Source organism: Rhizobium sp. BK112, assembly GCF_014193215.1.
GTDB classification, from domain to species: domain Bacteria; phylum Pseudomonadota; class Alphaproteobacteria; order Rhizobiales; family Rhizobiaceae; genus Rhizobium; species Rhizobium anhuiense.
Window position 1 is genome coordinate 106,663 of record NZ_JACHYZ010000009.1, and the last position, 17,092, is coordinate 123,754.

A 17,092-nucleotide genomic window follows, 5' to 3' on the forward strand; every position below is an offset into this window, starting at 1 on the left:
TGATAGAGCGCATGGGCAGGATGGTGTAACCATCCGGCAAACAGCCCCATGCGCGGAATCGAGCTCCTGACGGGGCTTTTTTTATGCCCTGAATTTGGCTGCGCCTCGTCAGATTTCCCACGACATCTCGCTGACAAGACGGGCAAGACCATGACTCGCGACAATGCTGTTCAGAACTCCAGCAGCCGCATGACCGACACGACGGTTGCGACATCGACCGCGGCGGCGCCCCGGCGCACGATCCTCCTCCTGCTCACGGCGCTTTCGGTATTGCCGGTGAACATATATCTGCCGGCGCTGCCGAACATCGCAGCCACGTTCCAAGCCGATTTCGCGCTCGTCAATCTGTCGGTTGCGGGCTATGCGATCGTCAACGCGCTGACAGAGATCGTCGCAGGCGCAATGTCGGATCGATATGGGCGCAGACCGGTCGCACTGATCGCCGTCGCCATTTTCATCGTCGCCTCCGTCGGTTGCGCCCTTGCTCCAAATATCGGCATCTTCCTTCTGTTTCGCGCCATGCAAGCGTCCATCGCCGCATGTTTTTGTGTCGCCCTCGTCGTCATCAAGGAGACGGCGGGCGAAGGTCAGGCCGCCAACAGAATTGGTTACGCCGCCATGGGATGGGCAATTGCTCCCATGCTGGGTCCCACCTTCGGCGGAGCTTTGGACGAGTTGTTCGGATGGCGGTCGATTTTCGTCGCCCTTGCGCTGCTCGGGGCCGCCATCCTCGCGATCTCCATGCGCGAGCTCAAGGAGACCGCCGAACACAAATCGAGATCGAGAGGCAACCATCTCGCCTCCTATGGGCAGCTTCTGGGTTCGGCACGGTTCTGGGCCTATGCGCTGTGCATGGCCTGTTCGACGGGCACTCTCTATATTTTCCTGGGAGGAGCATCGTCGGCCGTTGGCGAGTCGCTCGGCGGATCAAGCGCAAAGCTCGGCTTCTACATGGGAATGATCCCTGCGGGGTTCATTCTGGGCAGCTATCTCGCCGGCCGCTTCACCAGGAACTCGCCGGGCACGACCCTTGTCATTGCGCGCCTGGTGACGTGTATGGGTCTATTGTTTGGGCTTATCTTCTCGATGTCGGGCGCCACCCACGTGCTTGCGTTCTTCGGACCCTGCATATTCATCGGCATCGGCAACGGATTGACCTTTCCCGCCGCCAATCTGGGTGTGATGTCCGTGCGCGGCAATCTCGCAGGCACCGCCGCGGGCCTTGCTGCCGCGATGTCGATTGGCGGCGGAGCACTCATCGCCTCGGTCGCCGGGCTGTTTCTCGGTGGGCCGGGCGCGGTTCACACGCTATTCGGCCTGTTGATGATATCGGCTTCGCTCGCATTGTCGGCAGCGCTTTTCGCGGCACTCGTCGATCGGCGAACGGCTGACAACGGATCGTGAGCGCCTCGGCGCCGGGTTCAATCGCGCATGCGCAGTTCATCGGTCTGCATCTGCAGGGAACCCAGCGTTTCCAGGAAGCTCATGCCGAGCAGGCTCTGGTCGAGCCGGCCGTCCTCGGCGACGCTGGCTGCGACATTGTTGCGGACGATCGGGCCGATCGCCACCTGGTCGAGCGTGACGGGTGCTGCGCGGCCGCGGCCGTTGGCGGTCATGACGGTCATGGAATAGGTGAGGCCGGAGAGATCGATGCCGATCCGCTCGGCATCTTCGCGCGACAGCGCCACCATGCTGGCGCCGGTGTCGACGAGCATCTGGATCGTCTGGCCGTTGACAGCGACATCGGCTTCGAAATGGCCGTTCAGCAGCTTGTGCAGGATGATCTCCTGGCCGCCCTCGCTTGTCGTGACGACGACGGCGTGGCCGGGAACGAGGCCGGCGAGCAGCCTGTTGCCGACGCCGAGCGCCTCCTGGCGATAGAGATAGACGGTCGCGAGCGCCAGGATGATGACCAGCCAGATCATCATCTGGCGCATCGTTTCGCCGACACTGCGCCGGCTGGCCCAGATGCCGGCCGACAGCATCAGCGCGATCGGCAACAGATAGACGACGCGGCCGAAGTCGTCGCTCTGCAGGCCGAGGATATGGCCGCTGTCATTGTTGACGATCAACACGGCAAGGCCGATGCCGATCACGACGAGGAAGACGGTCAAACGGATCATAAAGGCCGCTCCGACCGACTGGCGAGGCTTGTTTCCATATGGTTCGGCACCGCGGCGATGCCTGCAAGCCTTGCCGGCAGCAGCGCCATGATCCGTCTTCGCTCGGCGTCGGAGTAGGTCATCCAGCTGCCAATCTCCTGAAGAGTCCGGCCGCAGCCGGCGCAAAATCCGGCGGAGGGCTCCATGGAGCAGACTTGAATGCAGGGTGTTTGCATGAGCGATATATCGGAGTTTCAAAGAGCGGTGGCAAGAGCGCAAAGGGTGGCGATCTCGCAAATTTGCTGGGTTGCGCCGAGCGTATCGCCGGTGTGGCCGGCAAGCTTGCGGCGGATGAAAACGGTGAAGGAAAGCCCTGCGATCCCGGTGGCGAGCAGGCTTGCGACCAGCGGCCTCAGGCCGAAGGCAGGCCAGATCAGAAGCGCTGCGACGAGGCCGGCCGCGGCGAGCGCAAACTGCATCGCCGCCTCGTCCGGCTGGCCGGTCGAGGCAGCCACGCCATCGGCCTTTGCCGGTGCCAGCCGCTGCCAGTGCCAGGTGATGGCGCCGCGGCTCAGTGCCGCGACGGCGAGAATGGCAAGGGCGGCAGCGAGCGGCGAGGAATGTCGGGCGATGGCGGCAAGCGCGGCTGCGCGGATCGCGAAAGACAGGATCAATGCTATCGCGCCATAGGTGCCGATCCGGCTGTCCTTCATGATGAGGAGGCTCTGCTCGCGGCTCTTGCCGCCGCCGATGCCATCGGCCGTATCGGCCAGGCCGTCCTCGTGCAGCGCACCGGTGACGAGAGCCTGGACGGAAAGCGCGATCAGAGCTGCCATCAGCGGGTCGGCCCTGAGCGCCAAAAGCAGGAGGAGGGCGAGCCCGGGGGCGAAGCCGATGACCAGGCCGGCGAAGGGAAAGGCGCGCACCAGCCGGCCGAGCCTGCCGTCATAGCCTTTGAACAGCGATTGCGGCATCGGAATGCGGCTGAGGAAGGCGACGGCGCGGGCGGTGTCGACCGCATGGTCCTTGATCTTCATTCTGCTTCGTTCTGCCGGAGGTTTCGGCTTATGGTCGCGGCGGCGCTTTTGGAGTTGTTCGCCTCGTCCGCCCGCTTTAAGAGAGTTGCCACCCGCAAGGAAGCTGATTTGCGTGGAAAAGACAAGAATACCGGATTCATAGGAAAACCGCACAGATGAGCGTTTCAGGCCTGCCGTTCGACGATTTCCGTACCCTGCTTCGTGACCTGCCAGGCCCGGATGCCCGCGCGCTGGTGGCGGCGCGCGAACGCGACGCGCAACTGACCAAGCCGCCGGGCGCGCTTGGACGGCTTGAGGAGATCGCCTTCTGGCTTGCCGCCTGGACGGGCCGCACACCTGCCGTCAACCGGCCGCTGGTGGCGATCTTTGCCGGCAATCACGGCGTCACCAGACAGGGCATCACGCCCTTTCCGCCCGCGGTGACGCAGCAGATGGTCGAGAATTTTGCCGCCGGGGGGGCTGCGATCAACCAGATCTGCGTTGCCTATGATCTCGGGCTGAAAGTCTTCGATCTGGCGCTCGATTATCCCACCGGAGACATCACCGAAGAGGCCGCACTTTCCGAGCGCGATTGCGCCGCGACCATGGCCTTCGGCATGGAGGCGATCGCCGGCGGCACCGACCTGCTCTGCATCGGCGAGATGGGGATCGGCAATACGACGATTGCGGCGGCGATCAATTATGCGCTTTACGGCGGTTCGGCACGCGACTGGGTGGGACCCGGCACCGGTTCGGAAGGCGAGATGCTGGAGCGCAAGATCGCGGCGGTGGAAAAGGCGGTGGCGTTGCATAGCGACCATCTCGATGATCCGCTGGAGATCATGCGCCGGCTCGGCGGCCGCGAGATCGCGGCGATGGCCGGCGCCATTCTTGCCGCCCGCATGGAGCGCATTCCCGTGCTGATCGACGGTTATGTCGCAACCGCGGCGGCAGCGATCCTGAAGGCCGCCAATCCGTCCGCACTCGATCATTGCCTGATCGGCCATGTCTCCGGCGAGCCAGGACATCTGCGCGCAATTGAGATGCTCGGCAAAACGCCGCTTCTGGCGCTTGGCATGCGGCTCGGCGAAGGCACCGGTGCGGCGCTCGCCGCCGGTATCGTCAAGGCGGCCGCCGCCTGCCATTCCGGCATGGCGACCTTCGCCCAGGCGGGTGTGACCAACAAGCATTGAGGCCGCGGCCGGTGCCGCCGATCCCGCGGTCGGCGCGGCCGATCCGCCCGCCTTTGCTTGCGCCGCCCAAGGGGATTCGGTATTTGCGTATTCGCTCATCGAAGGGGAGACGGCAAGCTTTCCCGGGTCTGTGACGCAACGGCAAGAGGAGAGGGTGTCTTGACGAAGCCTGCGGTGACGAAAGAGACCGGATTTCGGCATTTTTTCGCCGCGGCCAGCTACTCCTGGGCGGGCTTCCTGCGGGTGCTGAAAGAGGCGGCCTTCCGCCAGGAGCTTGGTTTCTTCGTCGTTTCGATCACAGCGCTGGCGCTCGTTGGTGCAAGTGTCGGCGAGATCGTCGTCGCGGTGCTTCTGTTTCTCGCACTCTTTTCGATGGAGGCGATGAATACCGCCGTCGAAGAGGTGATCGACCGGATTTCGCCGGAGATTTCCATCGTCGGCAAACATGCCAAGGATCTCGGCTCTTTCGCGGTAAGCTGCATGATCGCCGCCTGCTGCCTCTATCTCGGCTTCGTTCTCGGCAAGCACCTATTCTTTAGCTGATTCAGGCAAAACTCTTGCGCTTGCGCGCGACGGCCTGGGCCTCCTCGACGGCTGGCAGGCTCTGAAGCACGCGTTTGGCGGGCAGGATGGCGATGACCTCGGTGCCCTCGCGCAGCTTCGATTTCAGCAGGAACTGTCCGTCATGCTTGGCAAGGATCGCCTGGACGATCGGCAGGCCGAGACCGGTACCCTGTTCGGCGCTCTTGATGGCAATCGAGCCCTGGCCGAAGGCCGACAGGACGACGGGGATCTCTTCTTCCGGAATGCCGGGGCCGTTGTCCTTGATCGAGATGTACTGACCGCCGCCGGCCGTCCAGCCGACCTTGACATGGATCTCGCCACCCTGCGGCGTGAATTTGACGGCATTGGAGAGAAGGTTGAGCACCACCTGGCGCATCGATTTTTCATCCGCCCAGATGGCCGGCAGCTGCCGCTCGAACTGGTCCGAAATGGCAATATTCTTGCCGCGGGCGCGCAGCTGGACCATGCCGATGCAATCTTCGGTGATATCGAGAAGCGAGATCGCCTCCTCGCTCAGCTCGTATTTGCCGGCTTCGATGCGCGACAGGTCGAGAATCTCGTTGATCAGATCGAGCAGATGCTGGCCGGAGCGGTGGATATCGCCGGCATATTCCTTGTAGGTCGGATTGGCGAGCGGTCCCATGACTTCGGCCGACATCACCTCTGAGAATCCGAGGATGGCGTTGAGTGGGGTCCTCAGCTCGTGCGACATGGAGGCAAGGAAGCGGGACTTGGCGAGGTTCGCCTCTTCGGCGCGGCGGCGAGCCTCGTCCGACATCGATTTCGCCACCTCGAGCTCGGCGATCAGGTCGTCCTTTTCAGACTGGTAGGAGAGGATCCTGAGGTTCGACTTGAAGAGCCGGTCGCTGATATAGTTGAAGAAGACGAGAGTGGTGGTGAAGAGCCCCGTCAGGCTGATTTCGAGGAAGTCGCGCGACAGGCCGCTCTTGGCGGCGAGCGCCAGGACCGCCGGCGAGAAGGCGGCGAGCACGGCAGGCGTCAGCATGAAGTTCGACATCGCCGTGACGGAGAGCGCGATCAGCAGCGTGGCGCCCTTATAAAGAATGAAGCTCGACGGCTCGCAAGTGTCGCAGCCCTGCAGGGCGAAGACGGCCCAGCAGCAGCCGAGAAGGAACTGGCCGAGCAGCAGCATGCGGCGCCATTTGCGGGCGCTCTCGGGGGTGATTTCCTGCCGGCGCGCGCGCCGTGCGAGCAGGATATTGCCGGTGTGACAGGTGAGCGTCAGCAGCGCCCAGAAGAGCAATTGGGTGTTCTGGGTGAAATAGACGCCAAGCGCGGTGATGATGACAACAAACAGCGGCATGATCGTCGCGCCCTGCAGCATCGACGTCACATACATCTTGAGCACGTCACGGTCGAAGGAGGAATTGGACGCATGACCGGACTGAAGACGTTCGCGCGTTTGCCGCACGGCCTTGGAAACGGCCTTGTTGCGGTGGCTGCGCGACCTGTCGACGATGATCTTGTCGGTCGATGTGCTTACGCCGGTACTCATGTGCACGTTGAAACTTCATCCCAGGGTGGATAAGAGCTTAACCGGCAATTCTTAAGAAGATGTTTGCCATCTTTGCCAAGGATTTGTTTTTTAAGGAGGCAAAAGCGTGACACGGGGTCTGCGCCTGATTCGCGACGGCGTGACCGCTTTTGCCCTGCTGGTGCTCGTGGCGCTGATCGCCGCCAAGCTCAACGACGCAGCAAAGATCGAGCATATGGGTGCTTTCCACGCGGCCGACGGTGACAGTCTGACATTGGGAGCCGAACGTTTGCGCCTCGAAGGCATCGATGCGCCGGAACTCAATCAGAGCTGCCAGCGGGCAGGGAAGGCTTGGGCCTGCGGCCGGTCGGCGCGCGAGGCGCTGCAGGACATGATGCTGGCATCCGGAACGCTGTGCCAGGGCAGCCGGCGCGACCGCTACGACAGGCTGCTCGTCGTCTGCCGGAGCGAAGCGGACGGTGACATCAATGCCGCCATGGTGCGGCGGGGCATGGCCATCTCCTATGGCGGTTATGCTAAAGAAGAGGCCGAGGCGAAGGCTCGGAAGGCGGGCCTCTGGGCCGGGACCTTCGAGCGGCCGCGCGATGTGCGCGACCATGCGCGCCACAGTTCCGGTTTCGACGGCGTCCTGCGCTTCATCGGGCAGATTTCCGGATGGGAGTGAAGCCATGAACGATGAAGCCACGCTGGAGACGTTGCGGCGGGAGATCGCGTCCTGCCGAATCTGTCGTGACACGCCGGCGAAGGGGCCCGAATACCGGCTGCCGCACGAGCCGCGGCCGGTGGCGGTGATTTCGTCGAGCGCGCGCATCCTGATCGCCGGACAGGCGCCGGGACTTCGGGTGCATGAGAGCGGCCTGCCGTTCGACGATGCTTCCGGCGACCGGCTGCGGTCATGGCTCGGCGTTGACAGGGCAAGCTTCTACGACTGCGACCGATTCGCCATCGTTGGTATGGGCTTCTGTTTTCCTGGCTACGACGATAAGGGTGCCGATCTGCCGCCGCGGCGCGAATGCGCGCCGTTCTGGCGGCAAAGAGTGATCTCGGCCATGCCGCAGATCGAACTGGTGCTGGTCATCGGCCAATATGCGCAGGCCTGGCATATGACCGGTGAAAAGCGGGGCAATATGACCGAGACGGTGCGGGCGTGGCGTGACGGTCTTCTGTCCGGCCGATCGCCGACGGTGCTGCCGCTGCCGCATCCGAGCTGGCGTAACAGCGGGTGGCTGAAGCGCAATCCCTGGTTCGAGAAAGAATTGCTCCCGGTCTTGCAGGATCGGACGAAAAAGCTGCTTTCCTGAAACAAAATTCTTTTCGTCGCGCGGAATCGAGTTATACAAAGAAAATAATTCGAAAGGACTGTTGTGCGCATGGACCGCCTCGACCGAAAAATACTGCGTCTTCTGCAAGAAGATTCGACTCTTGCCGTTGCCGATCTCGCCAAGAAAGTGGGGCTCTCGACGACGCCATGCTGGCGGCGCATCCAGAAGATGGAAGAAGACGGCGTCATCAAGCGCCGAGTCGCCATCCTCGATCCGGAGAAGGTCAACACCAAGGTCACCGTCTTCGTGTCGATTCGCACTGCCACCCATTCGATCGAATGGTTGCGGCGCTTTTCCGAGGTGGTCGCCGAATTCCCCGAAGTGGTCGAATTCTACCGGATGAGCGGCGATGTCGACTATCTCCTGCGAGTCGTCGTGCCCGATATCGCCGCCTATGACGCCTTTTATAAGCGGATGATCGCCAAGATCGAGATTCGCGACGTCTCATCGGCCTTCGCGATGGAGCAGATCAAGTATTCGACGCAACTGCCGCTCGACTACATGATTCTCGAGAATGCCAAGTCCAACGAGGATTGAGTCTCCCGGCGCGATCGCCGATCGCGTGGGAAAGCGATAAGTTGCAACAAAGCGAGTCGTGCGGTCCGAGACCGCACGCGACATGCTCGATCGCACGCCGATTGCGGCCTGCTTGAGGCAGGCCCCGCCACATTTAAGTATACTCGCTCGGTAAGAGCTAAGAGTAAGACAATGTGGCTTCGGACTGCACAAAACCCCCAAAAATAGCAAAAAACGCCCAAATCGTGCTGGAATCCGCAAAATATATATAGCCTGGTAAGGATTGCGGAGTTATTATCCATCTCATCAGTGGGCGTTATGTCATTATTTCGTCGCATTGGTATCGAATTCAGAACACCATGTTCTAAGCCGCTGCCTTGTATGTGTTCATTGGCCGGCGGTAGAGTTTATGCGCTTCACCAGTGTGTTCGACGGGGGTCGAACGGTGGAGAATTTGACAAATGGGGCGTAGCGTTTGCGGCTTGCGATGGAGGATTTCCGTCGCGGAGCCGTTTGGTGTGTTTTCTTCCTAGTTAATTGAAATTGTTGTATAAAAATCACGTCCTCAGGGAAAGTTGCTCAACGGAACCCATCTGGCGTGTATCGAGAATTGCTTGATCAAGCCTTGTATGTGATGACGGTTTGGCGGTTCGATCGATCCGCACGCCGAGATGGCTGTTCAAACTGGGCCGGCTTCAAATCGACTACCCGATTGGAAGCCAGCCCCGATCGACAAAGGAATGGATTGGTAAATGAACATCAGAATGGTTTTGCTTGCATCAGCAGCAGCATTTGCTGCATCGACGCCGGTTCTTGCAGCTGACGCTATTGTTGCTGCTGAGCCGGAACCGGTTGAATATGTTCGCGTCTGCGACGCTTACGGCACCGGCTACTTCTACATCCCGGGCACCGAAACCTGCCTCAAGATCGAAGGCTACATCCGTTTCCAGGTCAACGTTGGCGAAGATGTCGGCGGCGATTCGGACTGGGATGCCGTCACCCGCGGTCAGGTTCAGTTCACGGCCAAGAGCGACACCGAGTATGGTCCGCTGACCGGCGTCATCGTCATGCAGTTCAATGCTGACAACGCCACCGATCAGGAAGCTATTCTCGACTCCGCTTACCTCGACGTCGCGGGCTTCCGCGCCGGTCTCTTCTACAGCTGGTGGGACGATGGTCTCTCCGGCGAAACCGACGACATCGGTTCGGTTGTAACGCTCCACAACTCCATCCGCTATCAGTATGAAAGCGGCACCTTCTACGCCGGCATCAGCGTCGACGAACTGGAAGATGGCGTTTACAAGGTTGGTGAAGAAGCCAACAACGTTGGCGTTGCTGTTGGTCTCGGCGGCACTGCCGGTGCGTTCAGCTACCAGATCACTGCCGGCTACGACGTCGACAATGAAGACGGTGCTGTCCGTGCAATGGGTACGGTTGACATCGGTCCCGGCACGCTCGGCCTCGCCGGCGTATACTCCACCGGCCCGAACTCCTACTACTCGACGGCTGAATGGGCTGTTGCTGCCGAATACGCAATCAAGGCAACCGACAAGCTCAAGATCACCCCGGCCGTTCAGTACTACGGCAACTACTTTGGCGGTTCCAAGGTTGTTCCGGATGACTTCGACGGTCTCGGCGATGCATGGAAGGTCGGTCTGACGGTTGATTACCAGATCGTCGACAACTTCTACGCCAAGGCTTCGGTTCAGTACCTCGATCCGGATGATGGCGACGACTCCACGACGGGCTACTTCCGTCTGCAGCGTTCGTTCTAATCCACTTGGTGGATGCTCCCGGTCTTCGGACCGGGAGCACTTAAATCAGTTTCTGATCCGAGTGACCTCCGATCAGCTACGGGGACGTGTCCGGTCTTCCCTGCCGGACCGTCCTTGCATTGTTTTTGGCGTGCAGTCTTCAACGCCGTCGATCACGATGGCCTTTCAGGTGAGCCGAACCGGCGCGTTGCGTATCGCAGGTCGGCATCCTGCCAGCCTTGTTTCCCGAGGCCCCCGTTTTTCCAATTTTTGAAATGAGCTGGTTCAGCCGATAGAAATACCGCACAGACGGCTGTCGATTGCTGTCCTGCTCGGCGTTGGTTGGCTTTGCCGCAACATGTCGTGAAAAGAAAGTCCAATGCCGACAATGTGATCACAGCTTTTTTGGAGAGAGGGTACAACCTTTGCAGGGGCTGGCCTTCATTCCTACTCTCGGATAGCTTGTGCTTATGGATGATCTCAACGATTATTATTATTTCGCCGCTGTCGTCTCCAGCGGCGGTTTTGCTTCTGCAAGTCGCGATCTCAAGATACCGCGTTCGAAACTGAGCAGGCGGGTCAGCCGGCTTGAGGACGGTCTTGGCGCAAGGCTTATAGAACGCTCGACCCGTCACTTCCGGGTGACAGAGATCGGCCAAGCTTTCTACGAAAGATGCCAGACCATCCTGCAGGAGGCCGATCGCGCCAAATCGCTCGTCAGCGAGGCTCAGTCCGACCCGCAAGGTGTGGTGCGGATGGCCTGTCCGCTCGGTCTCGTCGACATTTCGGTCGGGGGGATCCTGCCCGAATTCCTGGAACGTTATCCGAAGATCAAGCTGCAGATCATCGGCTCCGACCGGCGCGCCGACCTCATCAACGAACGGATCGACCTTGAGGTGAGGGCGACCAACGAGCCGGAGACGCAGACGAGCCTGACGATGCGCAAGCTCGACCGTATCAGGCGTATCCTGGTGGCAAGTCCCGCGCTCGTCGAGCGTACCGGTAGCTTGAATGGTGTGGATGATCTCGCCGATCTGCCGACGTTGGCGATGACGTCATGGGTGTCGTTCCATACCTGGGAATTGATCGGTCCAAATGACGTCAAACGAGTGATTCGGCATCAGCCGCGGCTTACCTGCCGCAGCATGACAGCCATCCTCGACGCGGCCCGTGCCGGCCTCGGCTTCGGGCTTTTGCTCGAGAGTGCCTGCGAGGCCGATCTCCGGGCGGGCAAACTGGTGCGGGTGCTGCCGGAATGGCAGTCGGAGGAGAGCCAGTTCTACATCGTCTTCACGACCGCCAAGGGCATGCCGCCGGCAGTCCGCGTGCTGATCGATTTCCTGGTCGAGAAATCCAGGCAGCATTGACGAAGAGGCGCGGCACCTTGGAGCCGGCCTCTGCCTTATTTCAGCCGCGCCAGCAGCTTTTCGCCGGCCAATTCCCTGACGGCATCCTTGCCGATCCAGCGGGCGGTCTTATCAGAGCTCTCCGCCAGGGTCGTTGCGAGCGCCAACGCCGGCGCATGGCAGGCGAGATTACGCTTGCCGATGCTGCGCAGCGCCCAATTCACCGCCTTGCGCACGAAGTTTCGTGGATCGCCGGAATGGACCTCGATCAGCGGCAACCAGGCAAGGATGGCCGCATCGGGCTCCTTCTTTCGATGGACGGCGGCACCTGATATCATGGCGAAGGCGGTGCGTCGGACGAATTCGCGCTCGTCGTCTGCGAAGTCCCGGACGAGGTCATCCAGCCGAGCCTCGACGAAGAGATCGGCGGCGCAATCGACGATTTCCCATGAGTCGAAATCATTGGCCCAATTTCGAGCCTCTTCCATCGTCAAGCGTTTCGGCTCGGCGGTGTAGAGGGCGAGCAGGCGGGCTTCGCGGATATCGCTTCGCCAGAGCTGCATCGCCCTGACGTGATCCTTCTTCGCCAGTCTGGCGACCGCCCTGATATCGGGATTGGAGATACCAAGGGCGCGGCCGGTGACGATACCAAAGCGCGCCATGGCGGCGACATTCTCCTCCGAGCGCAGCGTTTCGAGATGCGCGATCAATCCGGCCGCATCGGAGGAGGGGCCGATCATTTCTCGAGGCGGGCGAGCAGCGAGGATGTGTCCCAGCGATTGCCGCCCATCGCCTGAACGTCGCCATAAAACTGGTCGACGACGGCGGTGACAGGCAGCTTGGCGCCGTTGCGGCGAGCTTCGGTGAGCACGATGCCGAGATCCTTGCGCATCCAGTCGACCGCAAAGCCGAAATCATATTTGCCGGCGTTCATGGTCTTGTGGCGGTTTTCCATCTGCCAGGAGCCGGCTGCGCCCTTGGAGATCACCTCGACGACCTTTTCGATATCGAGGCCGGCGCGCTTGCCGAAATGCAGCGCTTCGGCAAGCCCCTGGACGAGGCCGGCGATGCAGATCTGGTTGACCATCTTGGTCAGCTGGCCCGAGCCTGCCGGCCCCATCAGACCGACCATGCGGGCATAGGCGTCGATCACAGGCCTGGCGCGTTCGAAGACGGCTTCGTCGCCGCCGCACATGACGGTCAGGACGCCGTTTTCAGCGCCGGCCTGGCCGCCGGAGACGGGAGCATCGATGAAATCGACGCCTCGTTCCTTTGCCGCCGCATAAAGTTCGCGGGCGACCTCGGCGCTGGCGGTGGTGTTGTCGATCAGCACCGAGCCTGGCTTCATACCGTGCAAGGCGCCGTTCTCGCCCGATGTCACCGATCGGAGATCTTCGTCATTGCCGACGCAAACGAAGACGAAATCGGCCCCAGTGGCAGCTTCTGCCGGGGTAGGGGCGGATTTTCCGGAGAATTTCTCGGCCCAGGCGGCGGCTTTTTCGGCAGTGCGATTGTAGACGGTAACATCGTGGCCGCCCTTCGTCTTCAGATGGCCTGCCATGGGAAACCCCATGACGCCGAGACCGATGAACGCGACTTTAGCCATATGTCCTATCCTTTTCCTCAAGTGCAGGCTTGAGGATTAACCGAAACGGTGGGAGCAGAAAAGCCCGTGAAGAAGGACTTGTTTCCGATTGGTGCATAGGAGGCTGGCCACCGTTCGGCCGAGCCCTAGATTGGGAAGAAGGCATTATGTTCCGAGGGTGACATGAGCGAAATTCCGACGATCAAGCCGCGGCGCAAAGGCCGCAGCGGAACGCAGGCGATGCTCATTCCATCGCAGCAGATGGTCGTAGAGCAGATTCGATCAGCGCCGGAAGGTGTGCTTACCGACATCGGCGTCCTCCGCCGCCGTCTCGCTGTCCAATACGGGGCGGATGCCTGTTGCCCGGTGACCGTGCAGCGGCATTTGCGTGCGATCGCCGAACTGTCCTTCGGTGCGCTGGAAAAGGACGAACCGGTTTCGACGCTCACGCCCTATTGGCGCATGGTCGATCCCGCAAGCCTGCTTGCCAAGCGCCTTGCCGGCGGCCCAACCTTCATCCGTGAGCGTCTGGCCGCCGAAGGCTGGGACGGGGTGGAATAGCAGCCGGCAAAGCGGACGCGCGAAAAAAATCCGCTTAACCGCGATATCCGGGCCGCAAAATTTCAGCAATGGCCGAATCTTGCAAATAAAATTGTCGATATAAATTATAGATTTCATCATCATGACACTCATCGCTGAAAGGTCGACCAGCCGAAAACAGGCTCGGCGCCATCAAAAAGGGGAAAGTCATGATTTCACGTCGACAAACTCTCGGGCTTTTCGCAGCAGCCGCGGCCACGGCAATTCTGCCAGCTGTCAGGCCGGCACGCGCTGCCGCCAGCGAGTTCCGTATCGGCTGGCAGAAGAACGGCGTGTTGGCGCTCGCCAAGCGTCGCAGCGCACTTGAGAAGCGGCTTGCCGATCGCGGCATTACCGTCGGCTGGTCGGAATTCACCTCCGGCCCGCCGCTGCTCGAAGCACTGGGCGCCGGCGCCCTCGATTTCGGCGCGACCGGCGATGTGCCGCCGCTCTTTGCCCAAGCGGCCGGCGGGCAGCTCTATTATGTCGGTCTCTACAAGGGTAGCCCGGCAGCCTCGGCCATCGTCGTGCGCAAGGATTCGCCGATCAAGACGCTTGAGGACCTCAAGGGTAAGAAGGTCGCCTTCAAGCGCGGCTCTAGCGCCCATAACGTAACCGTCAAGGTTTTGCGTAAGGCGGGCCTGAAGCCCGAAGATGTCGAGCAGCTCGACCTTTCGCCGCCGGATGCCGCCGCCGCCTTCAAGAATGGTAGCATCGATGCCTGGTCGATCTGGGATCCTTATCTGGCGATTGCCGAAGCCGATCCGGAGACGCGTATCCTGACGACCGCCGAAGGCATCGTCGACTCCTACAGTTTCTTCCTCGCCAACCGTGATTTCACCGACGCCAACGGGCAGGTGATCGTCGACGTGATCGACGAGCTTGCCAAGGTCGGCAAGTCGGCACAAAGCAATCTCGACGCGACGGTGAAGGAGCTTTCCGAGATCACCGGCGTGCCGGTTGAGGTGACGCGCGTGACATTGACGCGCAAGGGCGCCGACCTCGGCAGCGTCTCGACCATCACCGATGCCGCTGCCGCCTATCAGCAGTCGCTCGCCGATGAGTTCTACGGGCTCGGCATCCTGCCGAAGAAGCTTACGACCGGTGATATCGTCTGGCGTCCCAAGGCGAGCTGATTTTTCGCCGGGGGCCAAGTTTTTCGCGCGGCGACATGGAGTGGGCCTCCATGTCGCCGATCCGGAAAAATATTCTCCAAAACGGATTACAATAGCAAATTGATATTGTCGATCTAATTGGTGGTCTATGCCACTATTCTGGCGATCGGTGGGTGGGTGCCGGGAAGGTAGCCAGCCGATCGACAGGAATATTCAGATGCTCACGCACAGTCAGTCACCCGGCCTTCTCACGACCTGCGCCGCCACCGCGATCCTCCCAAGCATCCGTGCGGCGGCGCTGCGTAGGCAGACGGTTTGCGCTTGCCCGGGGGCCATCTCGACCGCGTGTTGATTTTCGAATTCGCAGCAAAGGACCGTCTTCCATGACCACCACCTCAAATCCCATCAATTTCCTCTGGTTCATCCCGACCTCAGGCGACGGCACCTATCTCGGCTCCTCCGAGCTCAACCGCGCGCCCGAGATCGGTTATCTCACGCAGATCGCCCAGGCCGTCGACCGGCTCGGCTATTCCGGCGTGCTGCTGCCGACTGGGGTTGCCTGCGAAGAATCCTTCGTGACGGCGGCAGCTCTTGCCGCCAAGACCGAGAAGCTGCAGTTCCTGGTGGCGATCCGCCCCGGCACGGCGTCTCCTGCCTACTATGCGCGTCTTGCGACGACGCTCGACCGCATCTCCAACGGCCGGCTGCTGCTCAACATCGTCGTCGGCGGCAGCCCGGCGGAGCTTGCCGGCGACGGCATCCATCTCGAGCATGACGAGCGCTATGCCCATGCCGAGGAGTTCTTCACCGTCTTCGAGGAATTGCTGGAAAAGGGAACGGCAAGCTTCGACGGCAAATACATCAAGGCGACCAATGCGCGCCTCGGCTTTCCTTCGGTGCAGAACCCGCGCCCGCCGCTTTATTTCGGCGGCTCGTCGGACGCCGGCATCGATTTCTCCGTCGGCCGTGTCGACAAATACCTGACCTGGGGCGAGCCGCCGGCACAGGTAGCCGAAAAGGTCGCCAAGGTGCGCAAGGCCGCCGGCGAGCGCGGTCGCGAGGTGAGCTTCGGCATCCGCCTGCACTTCATCGTGCGCGAAACCGATGAGGAGGCATGGGAGGCGGCCGAACGGCTGATCCGCCATCTCGACGACGATACGATTCGCGAGGCGCAGGAGCGCTTCGTCCACGAGTCCGACTCGGTCGGCCAGAAACGCATGGCCGCCCTTCATGGCGGGCGCCGCGATAAACTCGAAGTCTCGCCGAACCTCTGGGCCGGCGTCGGCCTGGTGCGCGCTGGTGCAGGCACCGCGCTTGTGGGGTCACCGAAGACGGTGGCCGCGCGCCTTCGCGAATATCAGGAGATCGGAATCGATACGGTGATCGGTTCCGGCTATCCGCATCTCGAAGAGGCCTATCGCGTCGCCGAGCTGCTTTTCCCCGAACTCGGCATCACCCGCGAGCAGCAGCGCCTGGGCTTCAACAATGAGTTCGGGCGCAAGCAGGTTTTCGCCGGCGGTAGCCATGGCGGCAATCTGAAAGTCGTCTCCGGTTCCTGAGTTCGACGAAGACGCAGAGCGCGACACCGTCGCAAGCCGTCTACGGCTTGCGACGTCCTGTTCCCGAAAAGCGTGAGGACATTGCATGTCGACTTTCGATACTCCGTTTGTACGGTCTGTCGCTTCCGAAAAGGCCGCGAAGGCGGGTTTACGCCTGCCGTTGCCCGGCCTGGAGAAGCTGACGCCTTACCTAGTGCCGGTGGTGATCGTGGCCTTCTGGCAGCTTGCCTCCTCTGTCGGCTGGATCTCGTCGCGCATCATGCCGTCGCCGGCCGATGTCGGCCTCGCCTTCTGGTCGACGACGGTTTCCGGCCAGTTGCCGAACGACGTGCTGGTGAGCGCCGGCCGCGCCTTTGCCGGCCTTCTCGTCGGCGGCTCGATCGGTTTCCTGCTCGGCATTGCCAATGGCGTGTCGCGCATTTCCGAACAGCTGACCGATACAACACTGCAGATGCTGCGCACCATTCCGCACCTGGCGATGATCCCGCTCGTCATCCTGTGGTTCGGGATCGGCGAGGAATCGAAGCTCTTTTTGACCTCGCTCGGCGTGCTTTTCCCGGTTTATCTCAACACCTATCATGGAGTGCGCAATGTCGATCGCGACCTGATCGAGATGGGCAAGGTCTATGGCATGGGCAATTGGACGCTGTTCCGCAAGGTGATCTTTCCAGGCGCGCTGCCGTCGATCTTCGTCGGCTTGAGATATGCGCTGGGCATCATGTGGCTGACGCTGATCGTATCGGAATCGATCGCTGCATCGTCCGGCATCGGTCACATGGCCAACAATGCTCGCGAATTCATGATGACTGACGTCGTCGTGCTCGCCCTTGTCATCTATGCCGTGCTCGGCAAGCTTGCCGATGTCATCGCCCGGGCGCTGGAGAAGCGGACGCTCGCCTGGAACCCGGTCTATCAGAAATAGGAG

General features: G+C 61.3%; 18 protein-coding genes. 12 read left to right on the forward strand and 6 right to left on the reverse strand.

Annotated elements, in window-relative coordinates; all coding sequences use genetic code 11:
- Positions 1-150 precede the first annotated feature (150 nt).
- The gene (locus FHT75_RS23430; protein ID WP_097622391.1) at positions 151-1,404 is read left to right on the forward strand and encodes an MFS transporter; all 1,254 of its coding nucleotides are present in this window, start codon (positions 151-153) and stop codon (positions 1,402-1,404) included.
- A 17-nt stretch (positions 1,405-1,421) separates the two neighbouring features.
- Here FHT75_RS23430 and FHT75_RS23435 read toward each other — a convergent pair whose 3' ends face one another.
- From FHT75_RS23435 to FHT75_RS23445, 3 genes are read right to left on the reverse strand one after another with little or no spacing between them, the layout of a single operon-like run.
- Complete coding sequence (locus FHT75_RS23435; RefSeq protein WP_047610219.1) at positions 1,422-2,123, reverse strand: TIGR02281 family clan AA aspartic protease; 702 nt, start codon at positions 2,121-2,123, stop codon at positions 1,422-1,424.
- Positions 2,120-2,338, reverse strand: coding sequence for a DUF1289 domain-containing protein (locus tag FHT75_RS23440; RefSeq protein ID WP_063475042.1), 219 nt, complete (start codon positions 2,336-2,338; stop codon positions 2,120-2,122). The genes FHT75_RS23435 and FHT75_RS23440 overlap by 4 nt, the downstream gene beginning before the upstream one ends.
- A gap of 18 nt (positions 2,339-2,356) precedes the next feature.
- A complete protein-coding gene (locus FHT75_RS23445; protein WP_047610214.1) occupies positions 2,357-3,139 on the reverse strand; it encodes an adenosylcobinamide-GDP ribazoletransferase in 783 nt (260 codons plus the stop codon).
- Between the two features lie 155 nt (positions 3,140-3,294).
- Between FHT75_RS23445 and cobT the strand changes: the two genes are divergently transcribed.
- Both cobT and FHT75_RS23455 read left to right on the forward strand, forming a co-directional pair.
- Positions 3,295-4,311 (forward strand): nicotinate-nucleotide--dimethylbenzimidazole phosphoribosyltransferase, encoded by a 1,017-nt coding sequence (gene cobT / locus FHT75_RS23450; protein WP_047610212.1) that lies wholly within the window; start codon positions 3,295-3,297, stop codon positions 4,309-4,311.
- Positions 4,312-4,470: 159 nt separating this feature from the next.
- Positions 4,471-4,854 (forward strand): diacylglycerol kinase, encoded by a 384-nt coding sequence (locus FHT75_RS23455; RefSeq protein ID WP_047610210.1) that lies wholly within the window; start codon positions 4,471-4,473, stop codon positions 4,852-4,854.
- Position 4,855: 1 nt separating this feature from the next.
- Here the strand turns inward: FHT75_RS23455 and FHT75_RS23460 are convergent, their stop codons facing one another.
- Complete coding sequence (locus tag FHT75_RS23460; protein ID WP_063475041.1) at positions 4,856-6,391, reverse strand: sensor histidine kinase; 1,536 nt, start codon at positions 6,389-6,391, stop codon at positions 4,856-4,858.
- Positions 6,392-6,497: 106 nt separating this feature from the next.
- Between FHT75_RS23460 and FHT75_RS23465 the strand changes: the two genes are divergently transcribed.
- The 5 genes from FHT75_RS23465 (at position 6,498) to FHT75_RS23485 (ending at position 11,350) form a co-directional block, all read left to right on the forward strand.
- Positions 6,498-7,055 carry a thermonuclease family protein gene (locus FHT75_RS23465; protein ID WP_097543688.1) on the forward strand — a complete coding sequence of 186 codons (558 nt, stop codon included), beginning with the start codon at positions 6,498-6,500 and terminating at the stop codon, positions 7,053-7,055.
- Between the two features lie 4 nt (positions 7,056-7,059).
- The gene (locus FHT75_RS23470) at positions 7,060-7,692 is read left to right on the forward strand and encodes a uracil-DNA glycosylase family protein (protein ID WP_047610204.1); all 633 of its coding nucleotides are present in this window, start codon (positions 7,060-7,062) and stop codon (positions 7,690-7,692) included.
- 69 nt (positions 7,693-7,761) lie between these two features.
- The gene (locus tag FHT75_RS23475; protein WP_004678404.1) at positions 7,762-8,250 is read left to right on the forward strand and encodes an Lrp/AsnC family transcriptional regulator; all 489 of its coding nucleotides are present in this window, start codon (positions 7,762-7,764) and stop codon (positions 8,248-8,250) included.
- Positions 8,251-8,981: 731 nt separating this feature from the next.
- Positions 8,982-10,004 carry a porin gene (locus FHT75_RS23480; RefSeq protein ID WP_047610200.1) on the forward strand — a complete coding sequence of 341 codons (1,023 nt, stop codon included), beginning with the start codon at positions 8,982-8,984 and terminating at the stop codon, positions 10,002-10,004.
- 449 nt (positions 10,005-10,453) lie between these two features.
- A complete protein-coding gene (locus tag FHT75_RS23485; RefSeq protein WP_047610198.1) occupies positions 10,454-11,350 on the forward strand; it encodes a LysR substrate-binding domain-containing protein in 897 nt (298 codons plus the stop codon).
- 35 nt (positions 11,351-11,385) lie between these two features.
- Here FHT75_RS23485 and FHT75_RS23490 read toward each other — a convergent pair whose 3' ends face one another.
- Together FHT75_RS23490 and FHT75_RS23495 are read right to left on the reverse strand one after the other, a co-directional pair.
- Positions 11,386-12,069 carry a DNA alkylation repair protein gene (locus FHT75_RS23490; RefSeq protein ID WP_047610196.1) on the reverse strand — a complete coding sequence of 228 codons (684 nt, stop codon included), beginning with the start codon at positions 12,067-12,069 and terminating at the stop codon, positions 11,386-11,388.
- A complete protein-coding gene (locus FHT75_RS23495) occupies positions 12,066-12,935 on the reverse strand; it encodes an NAD(P)-dependent oxidoreductase (protein WP_047610195.1) in 870 nt (289 codons plus the stop codon). The genes FHT75_RS23490 and FHT75_RS23495 overlap by 4 nt, the downstream gene beginning before the upstream one ends.
- Positions 12,936-13,097: 162 nt before the next feature.
- Between FHT75_RS23495 and FHT75_RS23500 the strand changes: the two genes are divergently transcribed.
- From FHT75_RS23500 to FHT75_RS23515, 4 genes are all read left to right on the forward strand, one after another.
- Entirely contained in the window at positions 13,098-13,475 is a 378-nt protein-coding gene (locus tag FHT75_RS23500) for a hypothetical protein (protein ID WP_047610193.1), read from the forward strand.
- Positions 13,476-13,663: 188 nt separating this feature from the next.
- Positions 13,664-14,629, forward strand: coding sequence for an aliphatic sulfonate ABC transporter substrate-binding protein (locus FHT75_RS23505; protein ID WP_063475039.1), 966 nt, complete (start codon positions 13,664-13,666; stop codon positions 14,627-14,629).
- A gap of 362 nt (positions 14,630-14,991) precedes the next feature.
- Entirely contained in the window at positions 14,992-16,167 is a 1,176-nt protein-coding gene (gene ssuD / locus FHT75_RS23510; RefSeq protein ID WP_047610189.1) for an FMNH2-dependent alkanesulfonate monooxygenase, read from the forward strand.
- 85 nt (positions 16,168-16,252) lie between these two features.
- On the forward strand, positions 16,253-17,089 hold the full coding sequence (locus FHT75_RS23515; protein WP_047610188.1) for an ABC transporter permease subunit: 837 nt from the start codon (positions 16,253-16,255) through the stop codon (positions 17,087-17,089).
- Positions 17,090-17,092: the final 3 nt, after the last annotated feature.

Bases quoted from the DNA above. Each gene is read 5' to 3' on its own strand.
- FHT75_RS23430 (WP_097622391.1), top strand. From the start codon at position 151: ATGACTCGCGACAATGCTGTTCAGAACTCCAGCAGCCGCATGACCGAC.
- FHT75_RS23435 (WP_047610219.1), bottom strand. From the start codon at position 2,123: ATGATCCGTTTGACCGTCTTCCTCGTCGTGATCGGCATCGGCCTTGCC.
- FHT75_RS23440 (WP_063475042.1), bottom strand. From the start codon at position 2,338: ATGCAAACACCCTGCATTCAAGTCTGCTCCATGGAGCCCTCCGCCGGA.
- FHT75_RS23445 (WP_047610214.1), bottom strand. From the start codon at position 3,139: ATGAAGATCAAGGACCATGCGGTCGACACCGCCCGCGCCGTCGCCTTC.
- cobT (WP_047610212.1), top strand. From the start codon at position 3,295: ATGAGCGTTTCAGGCCTGCCGTTCGACGATTTCCGTACCCTGCTTCGT.
- FHT75_RS23460 (WP_063475041.1), bottom strand. From the start codon at position 6,391: ATGAGTACCGGCGTAAGCACATCGACCGACAAGATCATCGTCGACAGG.
- FHT75_RS23470 (WP_047610204.1), top strand. From the start codon at position 7,060: ATGAACGATGAAGCCACGCTGGAGACGTTGCGGCGGGAGATCGCGTCC.
- FHT75_RS23475 (WP_004678404.1), top strand. From the start codon at position 7,762: ATGGACCGCCTCGACCGAAAAATACTGCGTCTTCTGCAAGAAGATTCG.
- FHT75_RS23480 (WP_047610200.1), top strand. From the start codon at position 8,982: ATGAACATCAGAATGGTTTTGCTTGCATCAGCAGCAGCATTTGCTGCA.
- FHT75_RS23485 (WP_047610198.1), top strand. From the start codon at position 10,454: ATGGATGATCTCAACGATTATTATTATTTCGCCGCTGTCGTCTCCAGC.
- FHT75_RS23490 (WP_047610196.1), bottom strand. From the start codon at position 12,069: ATGATCGGCCCCTCCTCCGATGCGGCCGGATTGATCGCGCATCTCGAA.
- FHT75_RS23495 (WP_047610195.1), bottom strand. From the start codon at position 12,935: ATGGCTAAAGTCGCGTTCATCGGTCTCGGCGTCATGGGGTTTCCCATG.
- FHT75_RS23500 (WP_047610193.1), top strand. From the start codon at position 13,098: ATGAGCGAAATTCCGACGATCAAGCCGCGGCGCAAAGGCCGCAGCGGA.
- FHT75_RS23505 (WP_063475039.1), top strand. From the start codon at position 13,664: ATGATTTCACGTCGACAAACTCTCGGGCTTTTCGCAGCAGCCGCGGCC.
- ssuD (WP_047610189.1), top strand. From the start codon at position 14,992: ATGACCACCACCTCAAATCCCATCAATTTCCTCTGGTTCATCCCGACC.
- FHT75_RS23515 (WP_047610188.1), top strand. From the start codon at position 16,253: ATGTCGACTTTCGATACTCCGTTTGTACGGTCTGTCGCTTCCGAAAAG.